The 17,164-nt window shown below is 42.3% G+C and carries 20 protein-coding genes; 8 read left to right on the top strand and 12 right to left on the bottom strand.

Annotated elements, in window-relative coordinates; genetic code table 11:
- Positions 1 to 23: 23 nt before the first annotated feature.
- The gene (locus IGI96_RS16925) at positions 24 to 1,958 is read right to left on the bottom strand and encodes a heavy metal translocating P-type ATPase (protein ID WP_375838827.1); all 1,935 of its coding nucleotides are present in this window, start codon (positions 1,956 to 1,958) and stop codon (positions 24 to 26) included.
- A gap of 185 nt (positions 1,959 to 2,143) precedes the next feature.
- On the opposite strand from IGI96_RS16925, the gene rsxC reads away from it, so the two are divergent.
- Genes rsxC through IGI96_RS16940 form a run of 3 tightly spaced genes read left to right on the top strand, consistent with a single transcriptional unit; the run spans position 2,144 to position 5,141 of the window.
- Complete coding sequence (gene rsxC, locus IGI96_RS16930; RefSeq protein ID WP_270288314.1) at positions 2,144 to 3,481, top strand: electron transport complex subunit RsxC; 1,338 nt, start codon at positions 2,144 to 2,146, stop codon at positions 3,479 to 3,481.
- On the top strand, positions 3,474 to 4,544 hold the full coding sequence (locus tag IGI96_RS16935) for an RnfABCDGE type electron transport complex subunit D (protein ID WP_015509781.1): 1,071 nt from the start codon (positions 3,474 to 3,476) through the stop codon (positions 4,542 to 4,544). Before rsxC ends, IGI96_RS16935 begins: the two co-directional genes overlap by 8 nt.
- A 24-nt stretch (positions 4,545 to 4,568) precedes the next feature.
- On the top strand, positions 4,569 to 5,141 hold the full coding sequence (locus tag IGI96_RS16940; protein ID WP_270288316.1) for a hypothetical protein: 573 nt from the start codon (positions 4,569 to 4,571) through the stop codon (positions 5,139 to 5,141).
- A 36-nt stretch (positions 5,142 to 5,177) separates the two neighbouring features.
- Here IGI96_RS16940 and IGI96_RS16945 read toward each other — a convergent pair whose 3' ends face one another.
- On the bottom strand, positions 5,178 to 5,375 hold the full coding sequence (locus IGI96_RS16945; protein ID WP_015509783.1) for a hypothetical protein: 198 nt from the start codon (positions 5,373 to 5,375) through the stop codon (positions 5,178 to 5,180).
- A 135-nt stretch (positions 5,376 to 5,510) separates the two neighbouring features.
- Here IGI96_RS16945 and IGI96_RS16950 point away from each other — a divergent pair, with 135 nt between their 5' ends.
- Positions 5,511 to 5,783: a hypothetical protein gene (locus IGI96_RS16950; protein ID WP_005226206.1), complete on the top strand. Its 273-nt coding sequence runs from the start codon at positions 5,511 to 5,513 to the stop codon at positions 5,781 to 5,783.
- A gap of 89 nt (positions 5,784 to 5,872) precedes the next feature.
- Here IGI96_RS16950 and IGI96_RS16955 read toward each other — a convergent pair whose 3' ends face one another.
- The 3 genes from IGI96_RS16955 to IGI96_RS16965 form a co-directional block, all read right to left on the bottom strand.
- Positions 5,873 to 6,244, bottom strand: coding sequence for a hypothetical protein (locus tag IGI96_RS16955; protein WP_005226207.1), 372 nt, complete (start codon positions 6,242 to 6,244; stop codon positions 5,873 to 5,875).
- A 168-nt stretch (positions 6,245 to 6,412) separates the two neighbouring features.
- Positions 6,413 to 6,958, bottom strand: coding sequence for a metal ABC transporter permease (locus IGI96_RS16960; RefSeq protein WP_015509784.1), 546 nt, complete (start codon positions 6,956 to 6,958; stop codon positions 6,413 to 6,415).
- On the bottom strand, positions 6,942 to 7,361 hold the full coding sequence (locus IGI96_RS16965) for a DUF4430 domain-containing protein (RefSeq protein WP_005226209.1): 420 nt from the start codon (positions 7,359 to 7,361) through the stop codon (positions 6,942 to 6,944). Before IGI96_RS16965 ends, IGI96_RS16960 begins: the two co-directional genes overlap by 17 nt.
- A 165-nt stretch (positions 7,362 to 7,526) precedes the next feature.
- Here IGI96_RS16965 and IGI96_RS16970 point away from each other — a divergent pair, with 165 nt between their 5' ends.
- Positions 7,527 to 8,927: a C69 family dipeptidase gene (locus IGI96_RS16970; protein ID WP_060791996.1), complete on the top strand. Its 1,401-nt coding sequence runs from the start codon at positions 7,527 to 7,529 to the stop codon at positions 8,925 to 8,927.
- Positions 8,928 to 9,112: 185 nt separating this feature from the next.
- Entirely contained in the window at positions 9,113 to 9,283 is a 171-nt protein-coding gene (locus IGI96_RS16975; RefSeq protein WP_010748430.1) for a hypothetical protein, read from the top strand.
- A gap of 59 nt (positions 9,284 to 9,342) precedes the next feature.
- Here the strand turns inward: IGI96_RS16975 and IGI96_RS16980 are convergent, their stop codons facing one another.
- The 4 genes from IGI96_RS16980 to IGI96_RS16995 form a co-directional block, all read right to left on the bottom strand.
- Positions 9,343 to 10,503: a MalY/PatB family protein gene (locus tag IGI96_RS16980; RefSeq protein WP_074933665.1), complete on the bottom strand. Its 1,161-nt coding sequence runs from the start codon at positions 10,501 to 10,503 to the stop codon at positions 9,343 to 9,345.
- A 30-nt stretch (positions 10,504 to 10,533) separates the two neighbouring features.
- Positions 10,534 to 12,096 (bottom strand): maltose/glucose-specific PTS transporter subunit IIBC, encoded by a 1,563-nt coding sequence (gene malX, locus IGI96_RS16985; protein ID WP_016609246.1) that lies wholly within the window; start codon positions 12,094 to 12,096, stop codon positions 10,534 to 10,536.
- 103 nt (positions 12,097 to 12,199) lie between these two features.
- On the bottom strand, positions 12,200 to 12,985 hold the full coding sequence (locus IGI96_RS16990) for a MurR/RpiR family transcriptional regulator (protein WP_270288478.1): 786 nt from the start codon (positions 12,983 to 12,985) through the stop codon (positions 12,200 to 12,202).
- Between the two features lie 171 nt (positions 12,986 to 13,156).
- Positions 13,157 to 13,339 (bottom strand): hypothetical protein, encoded by a 183-nt coding sequence (locus IGI96_RS16995; protein WP_087627554.1) that lies wholly within the window; start codon positions 13,337 to 13,339, stop codon positions 13,157 to 13,159.
- A 165-nt stretch (positions 13,340 to 13,504) separates the two neighbouring features.
- Here IGI96_RS16995 and IGI96_RS17000 point away from each other — a divergent pair, with 165 nt between their 5' ends.
- Both IGI96_RS17000 and IGI96_RS17005 read left to right on the top strand, forming a co-directional pair.
- Positions 13,505 to 14,170 (top strand): NAD(P)H-dependent oxidoreductase, encoded by a 666-nt coding sequence (locus IGI96_RS17000; RefSeq protein ID WP_115232367.1) that lies wholly within the window; start codon positions 13,505 to 13,507, stop codon positions 14,168 to 14,170.
- Positions 14,170 to 14,343: a hypothetical protein gene (locus tag IGI96_RS17005; RefSeq protein WP_005226215.1), complete on the top strand. Its 174-nt coding sequence runs from the start codon at positions 14,170 to 14,172 to the stop codon at positions 14,341 to 14,343. The genes IGI96_RS17000 and IGI96_RS17005 overlap by 1 nt, the downstream gene beginning before the upstream one ends.
- A 96-nt stretch (positions 14,344 to 14,439) precedes the next feature.
- On the opposite strand, the gene dat is transcribed toward IGI96_RS17005, so the two are convergent.
- The 3 genes from dat to IGI96_RS17020 all read right to left on the bottom strand — a co-directional run bounded on the left by dat (position 14,440) and on the right by IGI96_RS17020 (position 17,110).
- The gene (gene dat, locus IGI96_RS17010; protein WP_074933658.1) at positions 14,440 to 15,297 is read right to left on the bottom strand and encodes a D-amino-acid transaminase; all 858 of its coding nucleotides are present in this window, start codon (positions 15,295 to 15,297) and stop codon (positions 14,440 to 14,442) included.
- A 121-nt stretch (positions 15,298 to 15,418) separates the two neighbouring features.
- Complete coding sequence (locus IGI96_RS17015) at positions 15,419 to 16,519, bottom strand: AI-2E family transporter (RefSeq protein WP_010748435.1); 1,101 nt, start codon at positions 16,517 to 16,519, stop codon at positions 15,419 to 15,421.
- Between the two features lie 162 nt (positions 16,520 to 16,681).
- The gene (locus IGI96_RS17020) at positions 16,682 to 17,110 is read right to left on the bottom strand and encodes a hypothetical protein (RefSeq protein ID WP_015509791.1); all 429 of its coding nucleotides are present in this window, start codon (positions 17,108 to 17,110) and stop codon (positions 16,682 to 16,684) included.
- Positions 17,111 to 17,164: the final 54 nt, after the last annotated feature.

A 17,164-nucleotide genomic window follows, 5' to 3' on the forward strand; every position in this document is an offset into this window, starting at 1 on the left:
TATCCTTCGATAGCCGCTTTTTTTTATGCATCTGGCAGTTTGCGCAAAAGGCGCAACCCGTTAAACAATACAATCAACGTACTTCCTTCATGGGCAAATACCCCCAGTCCAATATTCATTTTTCCAAATAGATTCAACCCGACTAGTAATGCGACGATAAACATGGAGAAGAAAATATTTTGCCAAATGATTCGATCCATTTTCTTCGCTAAGCGATAGGCATACGCGAAGCGTGAAAGATCATTTTTCATGATCACGGCGTCCCCCACTTCGATAGCAACATCTGACCCTTCCCCCATCGCAAAACCGATGTCTGCCTGAACAAGTGCGGGCGCATCATTGATGCCATCCCCCACCATGGCGGTTTGTCCGTAGGCTTCTTGGAGTGCTCGAACCGCTTCCGCTTTGTTCTCAGGTAACACATTAGCCGCCACTTGATCAACGTTTAGCCGCTTTCCGATGGCTTCCCCAGCAGACGCACTATCTCCGGTGATCATAACGGTATGGATCCCTTCATTTTTTAAATAACGAATCACAGAAGCTGCCTGTTCGTTCGGCTCATCCATTAAAGCGATGATTGCGACAACCTCTTCATTGATGGAAAAAATGACCATCGTTTTTCCTTGCGCTTCCAGGTGACGGTACTGTTGCTCCAACGAACCTGTTAACTGGGAGTTTTCGGTTCTTTTTCCTAATCGATAGGTTTTTGTTCCTGAGACGGCTACTAAACCGGAACCAATCTCATTCGTAACCGTCAGCTGTTCGTTTTGCTGCCCTTTATTGTTCTTCTCAAAATAAGTAACGATCGCATCTGCCAATGGATGATTGGCTTGTTTTTCCAGCGAAACGATGATGGAAGCGGCCTCTGCTTGATCGATGGCTTCTGCGAAAATGACATCCGTGACCGTTGGTTTTCCGACGGTCAACGTGCCCGTTTTGTCAAATGCCACCGCTTTGATCTGAGCAAAATTCGTTAAGTAGTTGCTGCCTTTAAAAAGAATCCCTTTTTTTGCTAGATTTGAAATCGCAGATAAACTAGCAGGTACCGCACTTGCCGCTAACGCACAAGGAGACGCTGCAATCATCATCACGATCCCGCGATAAAAACTGGTATACCAATCCCAACCAAGTAGAAACGGTGCTGTTAAGATGAACAAAGGGACTGCAATGAAAACAATGGTTACATAGATTGGTTCGATTTTTTTGATTCGTGTTTCTGTTGGTGACTGATTCGACTGTGCCGCTTCAACGACTGAAAGAATTTTGGCAAAGACCGTTTCCGAGCTGTCTTTTGTGACTTCCATCAAAAATGTTCCATTGCCATTGATGGTACTGCCATAAACTTCGTCTCCCGCTGTTTTTTCTCGCGGTATACTCTCGCCATTGATGGAAGCTTCGTTGATGGCACTCGTGCCAGAAAGAATCACCCCATCTGTTGCTAACTGATCACCAGGCAAAACTTGTAAAATATCCCCTTTTTTTATCTCTGAAGCAGCAATTTTTTTGGCTTTCCCATCTGGGCCCATCAAACGTGCTTCCGTTGGATTCAATTTGAGAAGATTGGTGATTTCTCGTCGGCTTTGCCCTTCCGCGTATTCTTCTAAAAAGTGAGCACCAGCAAAAATCAAAATCAGTAAGGCTGCCTCATTAAAATTGCCTATGATCATTGACCCTATCGCTGCTAATAACATCAATAGATGTACATTTGGCGTAAAGCGCCGATTGATTCTTGTGCTTTTTACGGTATCCTCGATCCCTTCCCACGAAATGTGGTAGCCCGCTAATAAAACTGCAGCAAAATAAACCCCGTCTTTTACCCATTGATTCGAAATAAACAGCGCCACTATAAAGAAGATTACCCCCGCGAAGTAAACCTTACGAGGAAACGTCCCATGATCATGGGTATGCGTATGTCCCTTTGTTTTTGTGTGCTCGTGTTGACAAGTATGTTCAGCCATCATCAAAACCTCCTCTATTCCATCGAACATATGAACGATCAATCATGTTTATACCCTGATTATATATGAACAAACAATCATATGTCAACCGAAATAAGTTTTTCTTGTGAAATGTAAGCGTTTATGGTTTTGAGAATGCGGATGGCATGCTAGAATAAAGTTAGGAGAAAAAAGGAGTGTTGGCTATGAGAACATTTACTGGTGGAATTTCACTAAGTCCCCCGTTACAAATGTTAAAAGAAAAATTAATGATCGAACAAGATGAAATCCTTACCTTTTCACCCACGATGGTCTTTATCCCTTTGGCACAACATATTGGTGCCCCTGTCGAACCGACGGTTTCCGTTGGTGAGTACGTCAAGCAAGGACAAGTGATCGCTGAAGCAGATGCCTTTGTATCTGCGAAAGTCCATGCATCTGTTTCGGGCAAAATCGTCGATATTGTCGATTGGCCAAATCAAAACAATGAAGAAGGAAAAACCATCATCATTGAAAACGATTATGCCTTCGATAATGATTTTTTGTCCACCCCATTCAACTGGCAATCTGCTGCTAACGAAACGATCCTCAAAAAAATCCGTCAAGGCGGTATCGCCGGCAAAGGCGGTGCAACGTTTCCCACCCATGTCAAATTCAGTATTGATGAAAATAAAAAAATCCATACCTTGATCTTAAACGGATCTGAATGTGAGCCCTTTTTGCGCAGTGATGCCTTCTTAATGCAAAAAGAAGCCCAAAAAATCATCCAAGGGGCAAAAATTGCACAAAAATTGTTAGCTGATCCAAAAATTATCATTGGCATCGAGGATGATAAACCGCTAGCCATTTCAGCGATGCAAGCCGCAAGTGCAGAGGATGACACGATAGAAGTCGTTACTGTCCCAACTGTTTATCCAACCGGTGGTGAAAAGCAGTTAGTAGAGTTATTGACCGATCAGAAGGTACCTTTAGGCGGCTTGACTGCCGATATTGGGATCGTATTGATCAATGTTGCCACCAGCTTTGCCATCGCTGAAGCGGTCTGTTATGACAAACCGCTGATTGAACGCTATACAACCGTGACTGGTGATGTTCAACATCCACGCATCGTCAAAAATCCTTTAGGAACACTCGCAGGAGAGTTGATCGATTTTGCTGGCGGCTTTCAAGGTGCGCCCAGCAAGCTGATTCTTGGCGGCCCCATGATGGGGAAATCCGTCAAAACATTAAAGGTTCCGGTCACCAAAGGCAGCAACGGGATCGTTGTTTTTAATGAAGAAACCGATTGGCTATATGCCGAAAACCCCTGCATTCGCTGCAATAAATGTGTCGAAGCTTGTCCGATGCGCCTGATGCCGATGGAGATCGATCAATTCTATCGAGCAGGCGATTATCAAAAATGTGAAGAATTGCTGGCAGAAGCGTGTATCAATTGTGGTGCTTGCACCTTTGTCTGTCCAGCCAAACGTTCCTTAGCTGCCAACATCACTGCCGCAAAAGGCAAGGTTGCACAGCTGCAGAAGGAGGCGAAGGAAAGTGCCTGATTACTACAAGGATTCCGATAGCGAGCGCCTCTTTCAGCAACGAAAAAACCAAGAAACACCCCCAAGCCCCCATATTCGCAGCAATGACGAAACAGTCAAAATCATGGGCTGTGTAGTACTAGCCTTACTACCAGCAGTTTTATTCTCGGGCTACCTTTTCGGGCTCAAGGTATATGGGTTGTTTTTCATTGCGTTAGCCACGGCGTTTGCCGCCGACGGAATTTGGTCCTACCTCATCAAACGGCCATTTCGTTTCGATCTAAGCATCGTTGTGACGGCATTGCTTTTAACGATGAATCTTCCACCGACCGCACCTTGGTATTTCCCAGTGATCGGGGTGGCGTTTGCCGTGATCATCGTCAAAGAATTTTTTGGGGGTATCGGCTATAACTTTTTAAATCCAGCCCTTGGCGGTCGCGCCTTGTTGATTGGCTTGTTTTATAACCAGATGTTTTTGATCAGTTGGCCAGATCCACCTTTTGGCAGCATTGCTCCTGATGTGGTTTCGCAAGCTACGGCGAACGATGTCGTTTCCGGTGCTACGCCGTTAGCTGTCATGAAGGCCGGGGACACCTTAAGCGGTTCTGATCTGTTAGATGCTTTTTTAGGATTTACTGGGGGACGAATCGGTGAAACCAGTGCCTTGCTTTTACTACTGGGTGGAATTTTTCTGGTTTACAAGAAAATCATCTCCCCTCGTATCCCACTGATTATTTTTGCAACGATCGGGCTCTTTGCTTTTATCCTTGGTCCAGAAGGACTTTTTACTGGCAGTTGGCAAACGGTGATTGGGCATATCATCAGCGGTGGTGCCATGTTGGGTGCGATCTATATGGCGACTGATTATTCTTCGACTCCAGGAACAAAAGCAGGAGAAAATCTTTTTGCCTTAGGCGTGGGGCTTCTCGTTGTCCTCTTCCGTTTCTTTGGTTTCACAAACGAAGGCATGAGCTATGCCATCTTGATCATGAATTGTTTTACTCCACTCATCGATCGCTTCTTACGCCTTCGCATTTTAGGGGAAGGAAAAAAGACCCCGTTCAACCTTAAAATCATGAGCTAAAACGCAAGAAAGGAGCGTTCTCATATGATGATCGCCAATCGACTAGTGGTCTTCCTAGTCATTCTACTCACAAATTACGCCTGTCAAAATTTGGCGCCGACCGTCAAAGAAAAAAAACCGAACGTGACGACACGGGTGGTTTTCCTGTCAGGGGTCATTGCAGTCGCATACTTGTTGAGCGGTTTAAGTTTTTATCTTTTGCTTCAAAATCGCTTTGTCTATGGCAATCAAGTGGTCACCAATTTGGTAAGTGCTGCCATCATCGCCTTGATTACTGCCAGTTTATGCTTACTGATCGTTCCAGCAAAAAAACGTTTCTTGACGAATGATCTAAAAAAGACGACCCTAGTCAGTGTCATTTTGCTGACGATCGCCACTGTGACCCAATTTCCCTATACCGATTATTTAACCAATTTATTTGTTGCTGTAGGCATGTATTTTCTCTTTTCCTGTGCTTTGTCAGGGGTTCATACACGAAATCAAATTGCCGCAATTCCGCCAATTCTGAAAGGCCTACCCCTGGACATCGTGACACTTTTTCTATTTTATCTGAGCTTTTCCTTTCTCAACGGTGTCTTCTTCAATTATTTATTCTAAACAAAAAGCAAGTCCCGCTTTGGCAGCGGAACTTGCTTATTTCTTGCGGAATATTTCTCTGAAGGAACCGATCAAAAAACCAGTCGAAAAAGCATTTTGTGCTTTTTGTTCTTTTTCAGCAGCGATTTTTTGTCGTGTTCGCAGCCCTTTATTGGCATTTTTGGACTTCTTCCCTTCACGGAGTTCTTTCGAAGCCTTTTGAAACTCTTTTGAGAAACGGTTATACCCAACCACTCCTTTTGCCTCCTTTCTTTTTACGTGACACATAATAACGAGGATTTTTTATAGGAATTGCCTTTCTGATGCAAATCAGGTAACATAACAGACAGAAAGATGATTTATCCCAGGTTTATCAGAAAGGAAGATCCCATGAACGAAACCCACACTGGATTGTTAGTCAATAGCCGTGTTTTTCAAGAAACGCCAATGATGCTAACAGGTATCCAACTTTTAGAAGACCACAAAATCGTGAATTGCATTATTAAGGATCGCTACTTAGCCAGTTATGTCTTACGCCTTCCTTTAAATAAATACCAATTAGAAGTCGAAGGAAAATGGAACAAGCGGGAACAGTTAGTGATCAAGCATATGAAAATCAAGAATATCGATGAGTTTATTAAAATCGTCGGTACACCAGAATAACAGGACTCACGAAAAGCAAGTGCAGGCAACTGCCCTTGCTTTTTTTTTGAAAAAATCCAGCTGATTTTTCCCGCATGTTCCTCCGATGTTTATCGCGACATTCTGGTAAACCGATCAATCAAGGCTTTTTGCTCCTCTTTGATACCGATCGCCAACGGTTTGATCATTAGTTTGACAGTGGTCGAAGGTGTCTGAATCTGGACTTTTTTATTTACCACACCGCCTAGTTGTAATTTTGTGATCTCGTGGATCATAATTGTCTGCATCCCTTTTTCATGAAATTGCAGATCTAACTGAATCAAGTGGATTTTTTCTTCGTCAACCACCACGATAAAATACTTTGGTGTTGGCAGGGCAATCATTTTGGCTTCCTCGGCATAACCAGCCAGTTTTCCATGGAACTTCGCACGGTAGCTTTCTAAATCATCTTTTTTCACGATCCATTTCATCAAAAGCCACATCCTTCCTTAGATACCTTAAGGATACCTGCAGAAACCGCTTTTGCACAACAATATGCCTGCTTGTTTCCTCACATAACCCCTTTCACCTCATTTGATCGTCAAAGACTTTTCCTCTAGTCATGGACGTTTTGCCCGACACTAGCTAACTCAACAAAAAAAGCGAAGCGCTTAGTGCCCTTCGCTGTTGTTCTTTGGATAGTAGTGTTGGAAAAGCCGCAGAAAAATCGGTGCTAGTAACAGATAAAAAATGCCATTGCCTATTGCGTGGAGGGCATCAAAGCTCAATCCTTGAAAATAATAAGCCCAAAAGCTAGGAAACCCATAAAGTTTGACACTGATCCAAGATATCACAAAGCCATAAGCAAACCCTGCAAATACACTGTAGCTGACTTGTAAAAGCAACCGTTTCATAAACAGCTTGCTTTTTGACAACAGATACATCCCCAAAATAATGATTGCATAGCTAACTAATTGAGCAATCGTCCATATTCCCATTCCCATGTAAAAATTGGTAATCAGCATCGAGAGCAGACAAACGATCAATCCACGACTAAGACCTAAATGGATGGTTACTAATAAAAAGATCACCGTCATTGGTTGAACATTGGGTAAGGGTTGAAAAAGTGACCTGCCGACGACGGCCGCTGCCACAAGCAGCCCTAAATAAGCAATTTCTTTTCCAGCAAATGCAAGTGGTTTATTCGAATTTTTCATAGGTGAAAACCACTTTATCGTTGTTTCCTAAAAAGGTATCATCTGCCCCAGTTGTAATCATTTCATCATTGATCGTATATGTCCAATAATAGCCAGCTTTTTCATCTTGCGCTAAACCGTCAATGCTGGTGATCATCCCTTGATTTTCTTCCAAGTCAAAGTTCTCTTTCATGATAGTCATCAAAGAAACCCCTTCTTTAAAAGTGACCGTTTTGGTTTCGATCTCCTGGTCTTGCTCTTCACTTTTATTATTGAAGCTGATTTGGGCAGTGCGCTCTTCGGCGTTTTGTTGGACTGACGAAGATTCACTGGAGGAGTTTCCCGCATCCATCGATGGTTTGGCACAGCCGGCAAAAACCAGACTTAGTAAAAAAATATAACTAAAAACAACTGTTTTCTTCATAATAATGGCTCCTTTGATTTTTTTTACAACACCTTATTCTACTAAAAATTAATAAAAAAGGCGAAATTTTTTTGTTCCTCTCTATAGAAAGCATTGTAAAACCATGGGACTATGGGTATACTAGCTTCAATCATTCGTAAGAAGAAATGAAGGAGTGTTGGAAAGATGGATAGAAAAAAAGCGTCCTGTACCACTTTACTAGTAGGAAAAAAAGCATCGATCGACGGCTCGACCATGATTGCCCGCAATGAAGATTCTGGAAGCGGTTCGGAACCGCAAAAATTCGTCGTCATCACTCCAGAACAGCAAGGAAATGAATTTTACGCCGTTTTAAGCGACTGTCGAATCAGTTTGCCAGCAAAATCATTACGCTATACTTCAACCCCTGAAGCAGATGAATCGCAAGGAGTTTGGGCAGCTTCAGGAATCAATGAAGAAAATATCGCCATGACTGCAACAGAAACGATCACAACCAATTCACGCGTTTTGGCTATTGATCCATATGTGGAAGATGGTATCGGGGAAGCTGATTTCGTCAGCATCGTACTGCCTTACATCCATTCCGCTAAAGAAGGTGTTTTACGCTTAGGGGAACTCTTAGAAACCTATGGGACCTATGAAGCCAACGGGATCGCTTTTTCTGATGCCGAGGAAATCTGGTATATGGAAACCATCGGTGGACATCACTGGGCAGCTGTTCGCATACCAGATGATGCCTATGTTGTGGCACCAAATCGCTTAAACATTGATCACTTCGATTTCGCCTCAGAAATGACGTTGTGTTCGCAGGATCTCGAACAGTTGATTGAAGACTATCAATTAAATCCTGATTTTGAAGGCATTAATCTACGCCATATTTTTGGCAGCTCCTCAGAAAAAGATACCCGTTACAATAACCCGCGGGCATGGTACATTCAAAAACACTTTAGCGGAACAGCCGCTGAACCGATCGATCAAGAGCTCCCGTTTGTATGCTACCCAAAACAAAAGCTATCCGTGGAAGATGTAAAATGGGCATTGAGCTCCCACTTCCAAAATACGCCTTTTGACCCTTACGGTACAGGGAGCGAGACACAAAAAACACAATTCCGATCGATTGCTCTCAATCGCAACCAGCAAGTCCATATTTTACAGATCCGCAACCACGTGCCCGCAGCAATCGCTGGCATTCATTGGCTTGCCTTTGGCCCCAATACCTTCAATGGCGTTGTGCCCTTTTATGCAGCTATCACTAAGACCCCACTTGGCTATTGTGATACGACAAAGACCTACGATCCATCAAATAGCTATTGGTTAGGACGCACCTTGGCGTTGATTGGAGACAGCGACTACGATCGCTATAGTGATCTTGCCAACCGTTTTGAAATGGAAACGATGGCGGCTTGTCGCCGCATCCAACAAGAAACTGATCGTAAAGCTTCCGTTGACAAGCAGCCTACTCGTCTGCTTGAAGAAGCCAACGCTGAGATGGCCGAACTGTATTTAAAAAATGCAACAACGTTACTAGGAAAAATGGTGGAGTCTGGCAGTAATAAAATGGCCTTGCGTTTTTCTTTAGCCGATTAGTCAATCGCTGAAAATAAAAGGATTAACAAAAACTTTACATGGAATTGCAGCAATCTAAACATTGCTCTCCTATACTAAAGATACCAATTCGTTTTCTTTTTCCTTGCTGGTACAAATCAAGCAATTGATTTGTACTAGTCCCCCTATTGAAGATCAATTGGTAAAAACCGTTGGGAGGAATGAACATGACTACAAGCATTTATCGGACTGTCACCAACGAAATTGTTAAAGGTGAGATCATCAAGAGCAAGAGTCAGCAAGATATGCTGATCATTCAAGACAAAGAAGGTTATTTCCATGTCGTTGAACCAATCCCCGTTACTACTGCAATGACTCCCCGCACGACGAAAGACTAAAAAACCACTGGCGATCAGAAAGAATACAGGATCTTTCTGATCGCTCAGTGGGTTCTTTTTTATGTCAAACTCAATGTGAATCGCTTCAAGCCATCAATGAGTTTTTCTCGCGAACAGCCAATGTTTAGGCGCAAAAAATTTCTCCCCTCTTTCCCATAGATCTCTCCTGACATAATCGCGACTTTCCCCTTTCGAATCATTCGTTGCTGCAATTCCGCCATCGTTAAACCCAGTGCTGTACAATCAATCCACATAAGATACGTGGCTTCGCTTTTCGTGACCACGAGTTCTGGGTGATGTTCCTGTAAATAAGCGATCACATAAGCAATGTTACCATCAAGATAGTCATTGAGCTGATCCACCCACTTACTTTCATTATCGTAGGCAGCAATCGTTGCGGTCATGCCAAAAATACTGGTGGAGCTCAACCCATCGGCTTCTTTTAACTGAGTTAAGAAGCGCTCACGCAACTTGGGATCAGGAATGATTCCATAAGAATAAATCAACCCTGGGAAATTAAATGTTTTACTTCCCGAAGTAACAAGGGCTACATTTTCTTGCAACAAATCAATGATCGGTTGATGCCTTTGTCCTTTTCTTACAATGTCCATATGGATCTCATCAGAGATGATAAATACATCATGGGTTTTCGCCAATTCGATGATTCGTTGCAACTCATCCTTTTGCCAGACTCTCCCAGTTGGGTTATGAGGACTACAGAGGAGAAGAACTTTATTTTCAGGCTGTGCCATCAATCTTGTTAGCTCTTCGAAATCAATGCGATACGACTTAGCATCATAGATGAGTGCATTAGGTACGATTTTTCTTTTGTTCTCTTTGATCATTTTATAAAACGCATCATACGCTGGCGTCTGAACAATGATCCCATCTCCTGGTTCACTGAGTAGGGTGACGAGCTGTTTAACGCTATACATAACGGAAGGACTGTAGACCAGCCAATCGCTTTTGATCATGCTGTTAAAACGTTCAGAATACCATTTGCAGACCGCTTGCTTGAATTCATTATGATTCCAACGTGTATACCCAAAAACCGGGTGCTGCATCCGCTTGATAAGTGCCGCTTCAACTGCAGCTGGCACCTTGAAATCCGTATCGGAAATCGTAAATGGCAACAAGTTTTTTTCACCAAAACGGTCTTCAACATAATCCCATTGAGTACACTGGGTTCCTTTACGATTGATTGGTTCATCAAAAAACATTTTCTTCACTCCTACTACTTGACAATTTTGCTAAAGAATCGCATCAAGTTGATTTCTGACTGTTGTTACTTTCGTTCCAATGATTACTTGCACGTTAGTATCATCTAAGTGAACGACCCCAAGCGCACCTAGTTTTTTCAGCCGTTCATCATCAACCAATGTACCATCGTTTAGAACGAGGCGTAGCCGTGTAATGCAATTGTCTAAAGAATCAATATTGCTTGCTCCCCCTAAAGCTGCCAAAATACCATGGGCATCATAGCCACTCTTTCCAGAATAGGTCATTTCCTCTTCCAACTCATTCGTTTGATCACTGTTCTCTTCTCTGCCAGGTGTCTTCAAGTTCTTGCGAAGGATTACTGTTTTAAAAACAAAGTAATAAAGGGCAAACCAACAAGCTCCTACGATCAGAACGAGCCACCATTTTGTATATGCGCCTTGCATCACGCCAAAGATAAGAAAATCAAGCACGCCCCCATCGGTATTTCCAATCGTGACACCTAATAGACTCATTACCATAAATCCAGCACCTGTCATGATGACATGAAAAATCCATAATAAAGGGCTGATGAATAAGAATAAAAATTCGATTGGTTCAGTAATTCCTGTCACAAAAGTTGCAATGACGCCTGAAATCAATAAGCCTTTTATTTTTGAACGATTCTCAGGTTTTGCCGTGTGGTACATAGCTAATGCTGCTGCCGGTAAGCCAAACATAAAGGTTGGCATCTTCCCTTGAGACAAGAACGCAGTTGCACTAGGTGAGATGCTCAAGCCGTTTTGTAATTCCGCATAAAAAATATTCAACGCCCCAAAGACTTGCTGACCATCGATCAGCTGACTTCCTCCTGCTTCGGTAAAGCGAATCATGGAAACCAAAATATGGTGTAATCCAAATGGCAGTAACAAGCGCTCACCTGAACCAAATAAGAACGGACCGAAAGGACCAGCTTGTTGGATCAAATGTCCGATTCCTGTGATGATCATAGCAAACAACGGCCAAATCATCGGAATGATCACCCCGACCACAGCTAAAGTAAGCGAGGTGATGATTGGAACAAAACGTGCTCCTGAAAAGAATGCAAAACTATCTGGCAATTGAAAATGGTAGAAGCGCATATGCAATTTATAAACGATCAATCCTGCGATAATACCTCCTAGAACACCCATTGATAATGTTTGAATGCCAAAAACGATCTCTTGCCCTGCTTCTCGTAGTTGATCTGCAGCAGCTAATTGATTCGTTTCTTGTAAATAAAAATTGATGGATAAATGCATCACGACATAGCCCACAAAGCCTGAGAATGCCGCAACTCCCTTCTCTTTTCTTGCTAGACCTAAAGGAATCGCCATCGCAAACATGACGGGTAAGTAACTAAAGGCAAACCCACCGATCGTTGACATGAAACGAAAAACCACTTGGAGCCAAGGGGCACCTAAAAATGGGAAAACGTCGATCGTTGAAGAAGATGAAAATGAACTACCAATCCCTAAAAATAAACCCATGAATGCGAGTAAAGCGACTGGCAACATAAATGTTTTCCCAAGTCCTTGAAAAATTTCCATCCAGCTTGCTTTCTTTCCTTTTTGCATATCATTTCCTCCTAACACTTTTATCTCTTAAAATGTAAACGATATCAAGAAGGCTTACAATACAGTTCCCCAAAGAAGAATGACCATTCACAAAATGGAATGGTCATTCAGGATCAAGTCCTGCTTCGATTTGATTGGCGTATTGAATAATTAAAATATCCAGTAACGCCGCTAAGGAGATCCGAGGGCTCAAATCGACTTCATGATGATAAACCGCTGTCATTTCAACAGGAAAAGAGAAGGTGGCAAGCTTTTCTAACGTGCTTTTTGGTTGACCAATACAGGCTAAAATCGGCACGCCTCTTTGTTTCAAACGAGTAGCATAATTTAGCATCCCGATCGTTTCTCCACTATGACTAATAAAAAGAGCTAAATCATTTTTTGATAGTTGGTTCGCGATGGTTGTCAATTCATCCCAATCCGTTGATGCACCCACTGTTTTACCTAAAAAGCGCAATTTTCGACTTGCAGATAATGCGACCGGCGCACTTTGCCCTAAAGCGAAAAATTCGATTCGTTGTGCTTGCTGCAGCATTTCCACGGCACGCTGAAAGTCAGCTTCTTCAATCATTGATAGGGATGTCGTCAGCTGGTCAATCATTTGCTTGATCAGTGGGGATAAGCCAAGAGAGGCTTGGGTAGCAGACTCGTTTCTTTCAAGGCTTTGATAACTTTTCAATGAAAATTTGAATTCTTGAAAACCCGTAAAGCCAAGCTTTTTCGCCATTCGACTGATCGTTGCTTGACTAGTATAGGTTTGAGAAGCTAACTCATCGGCCGTCATTTCCGAAACTTTCTCAGGCGCCCTCAAACAATAGTTAAGGACGGTTCGTTCTACTCGGTTTAGCTCAGGGATTTTGTATTGGATTCGTTTGTATAAATGGTTCATCACCTGCTTCTCCTCTCTACTGTTTCTTTATTCTTCTCCTCTCCACTATGCTTCATTTACTCATTATACCTTCCATCAAGAAAAGTACCAACTGATGATGAAGAACTTGACAGCAAAAAAGTGACTCACCAGGTAAAAGGTGAGCCACTTCTTCTATTTTCTCTCTATCTATCATTTTTGCGCAGTCAATTCTGTAAACTCTTGCCCATTGCCATAGTCACTTTCTTTTGAGGGTTGCTTTCCAGATATTCGTTGTCGGCAACTGGCAAGTTTATTTTCGACATATTCCATTGTATTGGCGGCGAACATTACTACATTTGCTAGACCTTTGATCAAGGGATCATTTGATTCCATCCTCTATTCCCCCATTTCCTTCACGTGTAAGTCGTTACTGACACTTCCTTATCAATGAATATAGACGAGGTACCTTAAATCAAACTAAAAGAGGACCAACACTACGAAAAGCAAAGCAGACTAGTTTCCCTTTCTGGTAAAATATGGTACATGTAGTAGGAAAGGATGATCAATCTCATGATAAAAACCTTAGTGGTGGCTAGCCACCCAGATTTCCACAACTCTCTTTCCCAACGTTTTTTCAGTGAAAGTGCCAAACTTCCTAATGTCACCATACACTTTCTTGATGATTTTTCTGACTTTTCTCTTGCCGATGAACAGGCGCTGCTGCAAAACTGTGACCGTTTGGTTTTACAATTCCCCTTATATTGGTACAGTGTTCCAGCAAAAATGAAAGCTTGGATCGATACGGTTTGGGAAAATTGTGCGCCTGCTTTGGTGGGAAAAGAAATCAGTTTCGCCGTTTCTACTGGTATTGCTGCCAAAGAATTTCAGTTAGGCGGTCGAGAAAATACGACCTTTAACGAAATTTTGCATCCACTCGTACTGATGGCAAAAAAACACCAAATGACCGTGTTACCCATCGTTGTCCTTGACCAACTGATGTATAAAACGGAAAAAGAAAAGCGTGCCTTTGTCATTGCCTATCAGCAATTATTATCGATGCCCGCTCCCTTTACGTTTGACCAAAAGCAACAATGGTTTGCTGAGAAACTGGCACATTTGGTTTCTAAAAAACCGCAGCTTTCTCCTTTGCTATCCCTGTTGCAGGAAAACCATGAAACATTGAACGAATTAGAAGATGCTTTAGCTGAATTGGAGGTGCTTTGATGGGGCATGATTGGCTAACACCGCTGATAGAACAATCCATTCAAGAAACCACTGATTACCATGAAAAAGCATTTTTGCAAGAGCTGGGACAGTTGTTGCAGCAGCAAGAAACCCGCATCGAATTGAAACAAGGAGAACTTGACGGGAAGTTGTGGAACCCTAGTGAATGGTAGGAAATAATTTTCAACGCAAGAAAAAGCTTTGGTCCCACCCAGCCTTAAAAATACTGGGTGTTGCCAAAGCTTTTTTAGGTGGTTTCTATTGCATAATCACAATGAATCGCTTTTATTCTTTGTGGCAGCGATATACGCTGCTTGCAATTGTTTCGTGATTGAACCCAATACGCCAGTGCCAACGGGTTTCCCATCAATGGCAACGATCGGAACGATTTCCCAAACTGAGTTGGTCAAGAAACACTCTTGCGTGTTGCGTAGTGCCTCAATCGGGACGGGTTCTTCTCGATAGGGAATTTCTAATTGGCGACACAACTGAAGGACCTTCAATTTCGTGATTCCCGGTAACACCAAACGCCCATCCGGATGAGTATAGACGATCCCATCAATGACAAACCAGAGATTGGATGCAGATGCTTCTGTAAAAAAGCCATCTCGTTGCAGTATCGCATCATCGAAGCCAGCTTCGATCGCTTGATCCAGCGCCAAAAGATTCCCTAACAAACTCAATGATTTGATATCACAATGCAACCAGCGTTCATCAGGAAGAACGGTTGCCGAAAGCCCAGCTTGCTGCATTTCATCTGGTCGTTCAAAGGGGATCACATTTGCCGTCACCACCCCTTTGACCGATCCAGCTGGTGGAAACTCGTGATTTCTCGGAGAAGCGATTCCTCGGGTGATCTGAAGATAGATTTCTCCTTCTGTGATTCCTTCAGTCTTAATGAGTAACTTTAGATTTTCAGTCAATTGGGGAATCGAATAGGGTAACGTTAGCTTAATTTTTTGTGCACTGCTTTCCAATCGAGCCATATGCTCCGCTAACATAAAACAGTGGCCATTATATATTCGGATAACTTCATAGATCCCATCACCATACTGATAGCCACGGTCTTCGATATCAATTCTCACTACCTCTCGATCAACGATCTGATCATTCCACAAAACCTTCATTTCCTCACTCCTATCGTCGTTTTCGTTTCAATCAGTATAGCATGAGTCTTTGTACCGTGCTATGTGTCATCTAAAACAAAAAACTTGCTGTTGAAGATTTCTTCAACAGCAAGTTTTATTGTTACAATGACTCCTTATCGATCACAGAACGTTCTAGTTTGCGTTCCTGGAAAAAACGGAGTAGCGTGCCAGACATCGCCATTATGATCGAATACACTGGAAGTGCAACGATCATACCAACAAATCCCAGCAAGTTGCCTGCGATCAATAATAAGAACACCGCAATAATCGGATGGATATGCAACACTTTATTCATTACTAGAGGTGAAACTAGATACGATTCACCCAATTGAATGATCGTGATGCCCACTACCAATAAAATGGCAGTCCGGATATCTAAACTTAAAGCAAATAGAAATGCGGGTGCCGCTCCGATAAATGGTCCGAAGTATGGGATGATATCCAAGACACCACAAATCAGGCCTAAAAGCAACGCATTCTGCAAACCTAGCAAAGAAAAAATCAAATAACTGGAAACGGCAACGTACGAACATACAAGCAATTTCCCGCCAATATAAGCAGACGCTGCTTGGTGGAAATCACTGCATAATTGACGCATCAAACCTTGATACTTTTTCGGTGTTTTGTTTGCTAAAAAGTCTGGCACTTTCTCACCGTCTTTAAACATATAGACTAAGAGCAGTGGGATCGTAAACAAAACGATCGCTGAGTGAGAAACGATGGAGATCAAACTCGTCAGACTATTCGTTGCCCCTGTAATAAACTGCAAAGCGAAATTGCTTGCTTGCGAAATATCGATCGAATCAATGAAAGGACCGAAAAGTTCCTCCAAATAGGAATGATCGATGTTATCGATCACCAAATTGATGATAACGGGTATTTGATTGATAAAGCGTCCCATCTCATAGGCTAATGCGGGTCCAATCACCTGAATGATCAAATAGGCTGCAAAAACGATCAACAACAGTGTCGCATACAGCGCAATGCTTTTCTTTTTCGTCCTTCTTTTTACCCAATTAAAGAAAGGCAAAAAGATATAAAAAATAAAAATGGATATCAGTACAGGTAAAAAGACACTAGAAAAGATTGCTTCTAATGGTCGAAAAACAAACAGTATATTTGAATAGATCCAGACGGCGATCCCTAAAAGGCAGACGATCACCAGACCTGCAAAAATTTTTGATTTTTTAAGAAACTCCAATAATTGATCCTCCTGATTCTAGAAAATACGTTCACTTCTTTCAGTTTATCATAATTTTTTAAGCGAATGATCCTTTTGCGAATATTTTTTCAAAAATCCACGTTTTTCATAGGAAACTTTTGAGTAATTTAATTATTTCCCCCATAAAACCCTTCTGCAAAATCAATTTTGATGAGCAGAAAAAGGAACCGAGAGTTGCAAGTGTTTGATACAGTAAGCTGCCACACCGAGCTGGAGTAAACCTAACACTAAGAAAATCAGATGCAAAACATTCCCGCCCCTTAATAAAATCACTTGAACAATGATCCAGATAACTAAACAGATGCCTAAAAGCAATTCGCCATGATACCCTTGGTTGCGCCACAATCGGATAGCTGCCAATAAATTGCCCAGTCCTAACACAATTAGCAAAAACACCCCGGGAATCAAAAATGTTGTAAATGGCGTTCCTTGGAGCATGGACGATTCCAACCCAGCAAATGACTGTCCTTTCCTTAATGGCTCAATACTCATAAACGCCAGCATGCTTCCTCCACATGCGCCAACACCAATCACTAAACTTAACACAAATAACGCAAATCGCAGCTTCATTTCTCCCACTCCTTCATCAAACATAAAACCGTTAATAAATTGACCATTTTCAAC

It is taken from the genome of Enterococcus sp. DIV0421 (genome assembly GCF_051713745.1).
Lineage (GTDB): Bacteria > Bacillota > Bacilli > Lactobacillales > Enterococcaceae > Enterococcus_D > Enterococcus_D casseliflavus.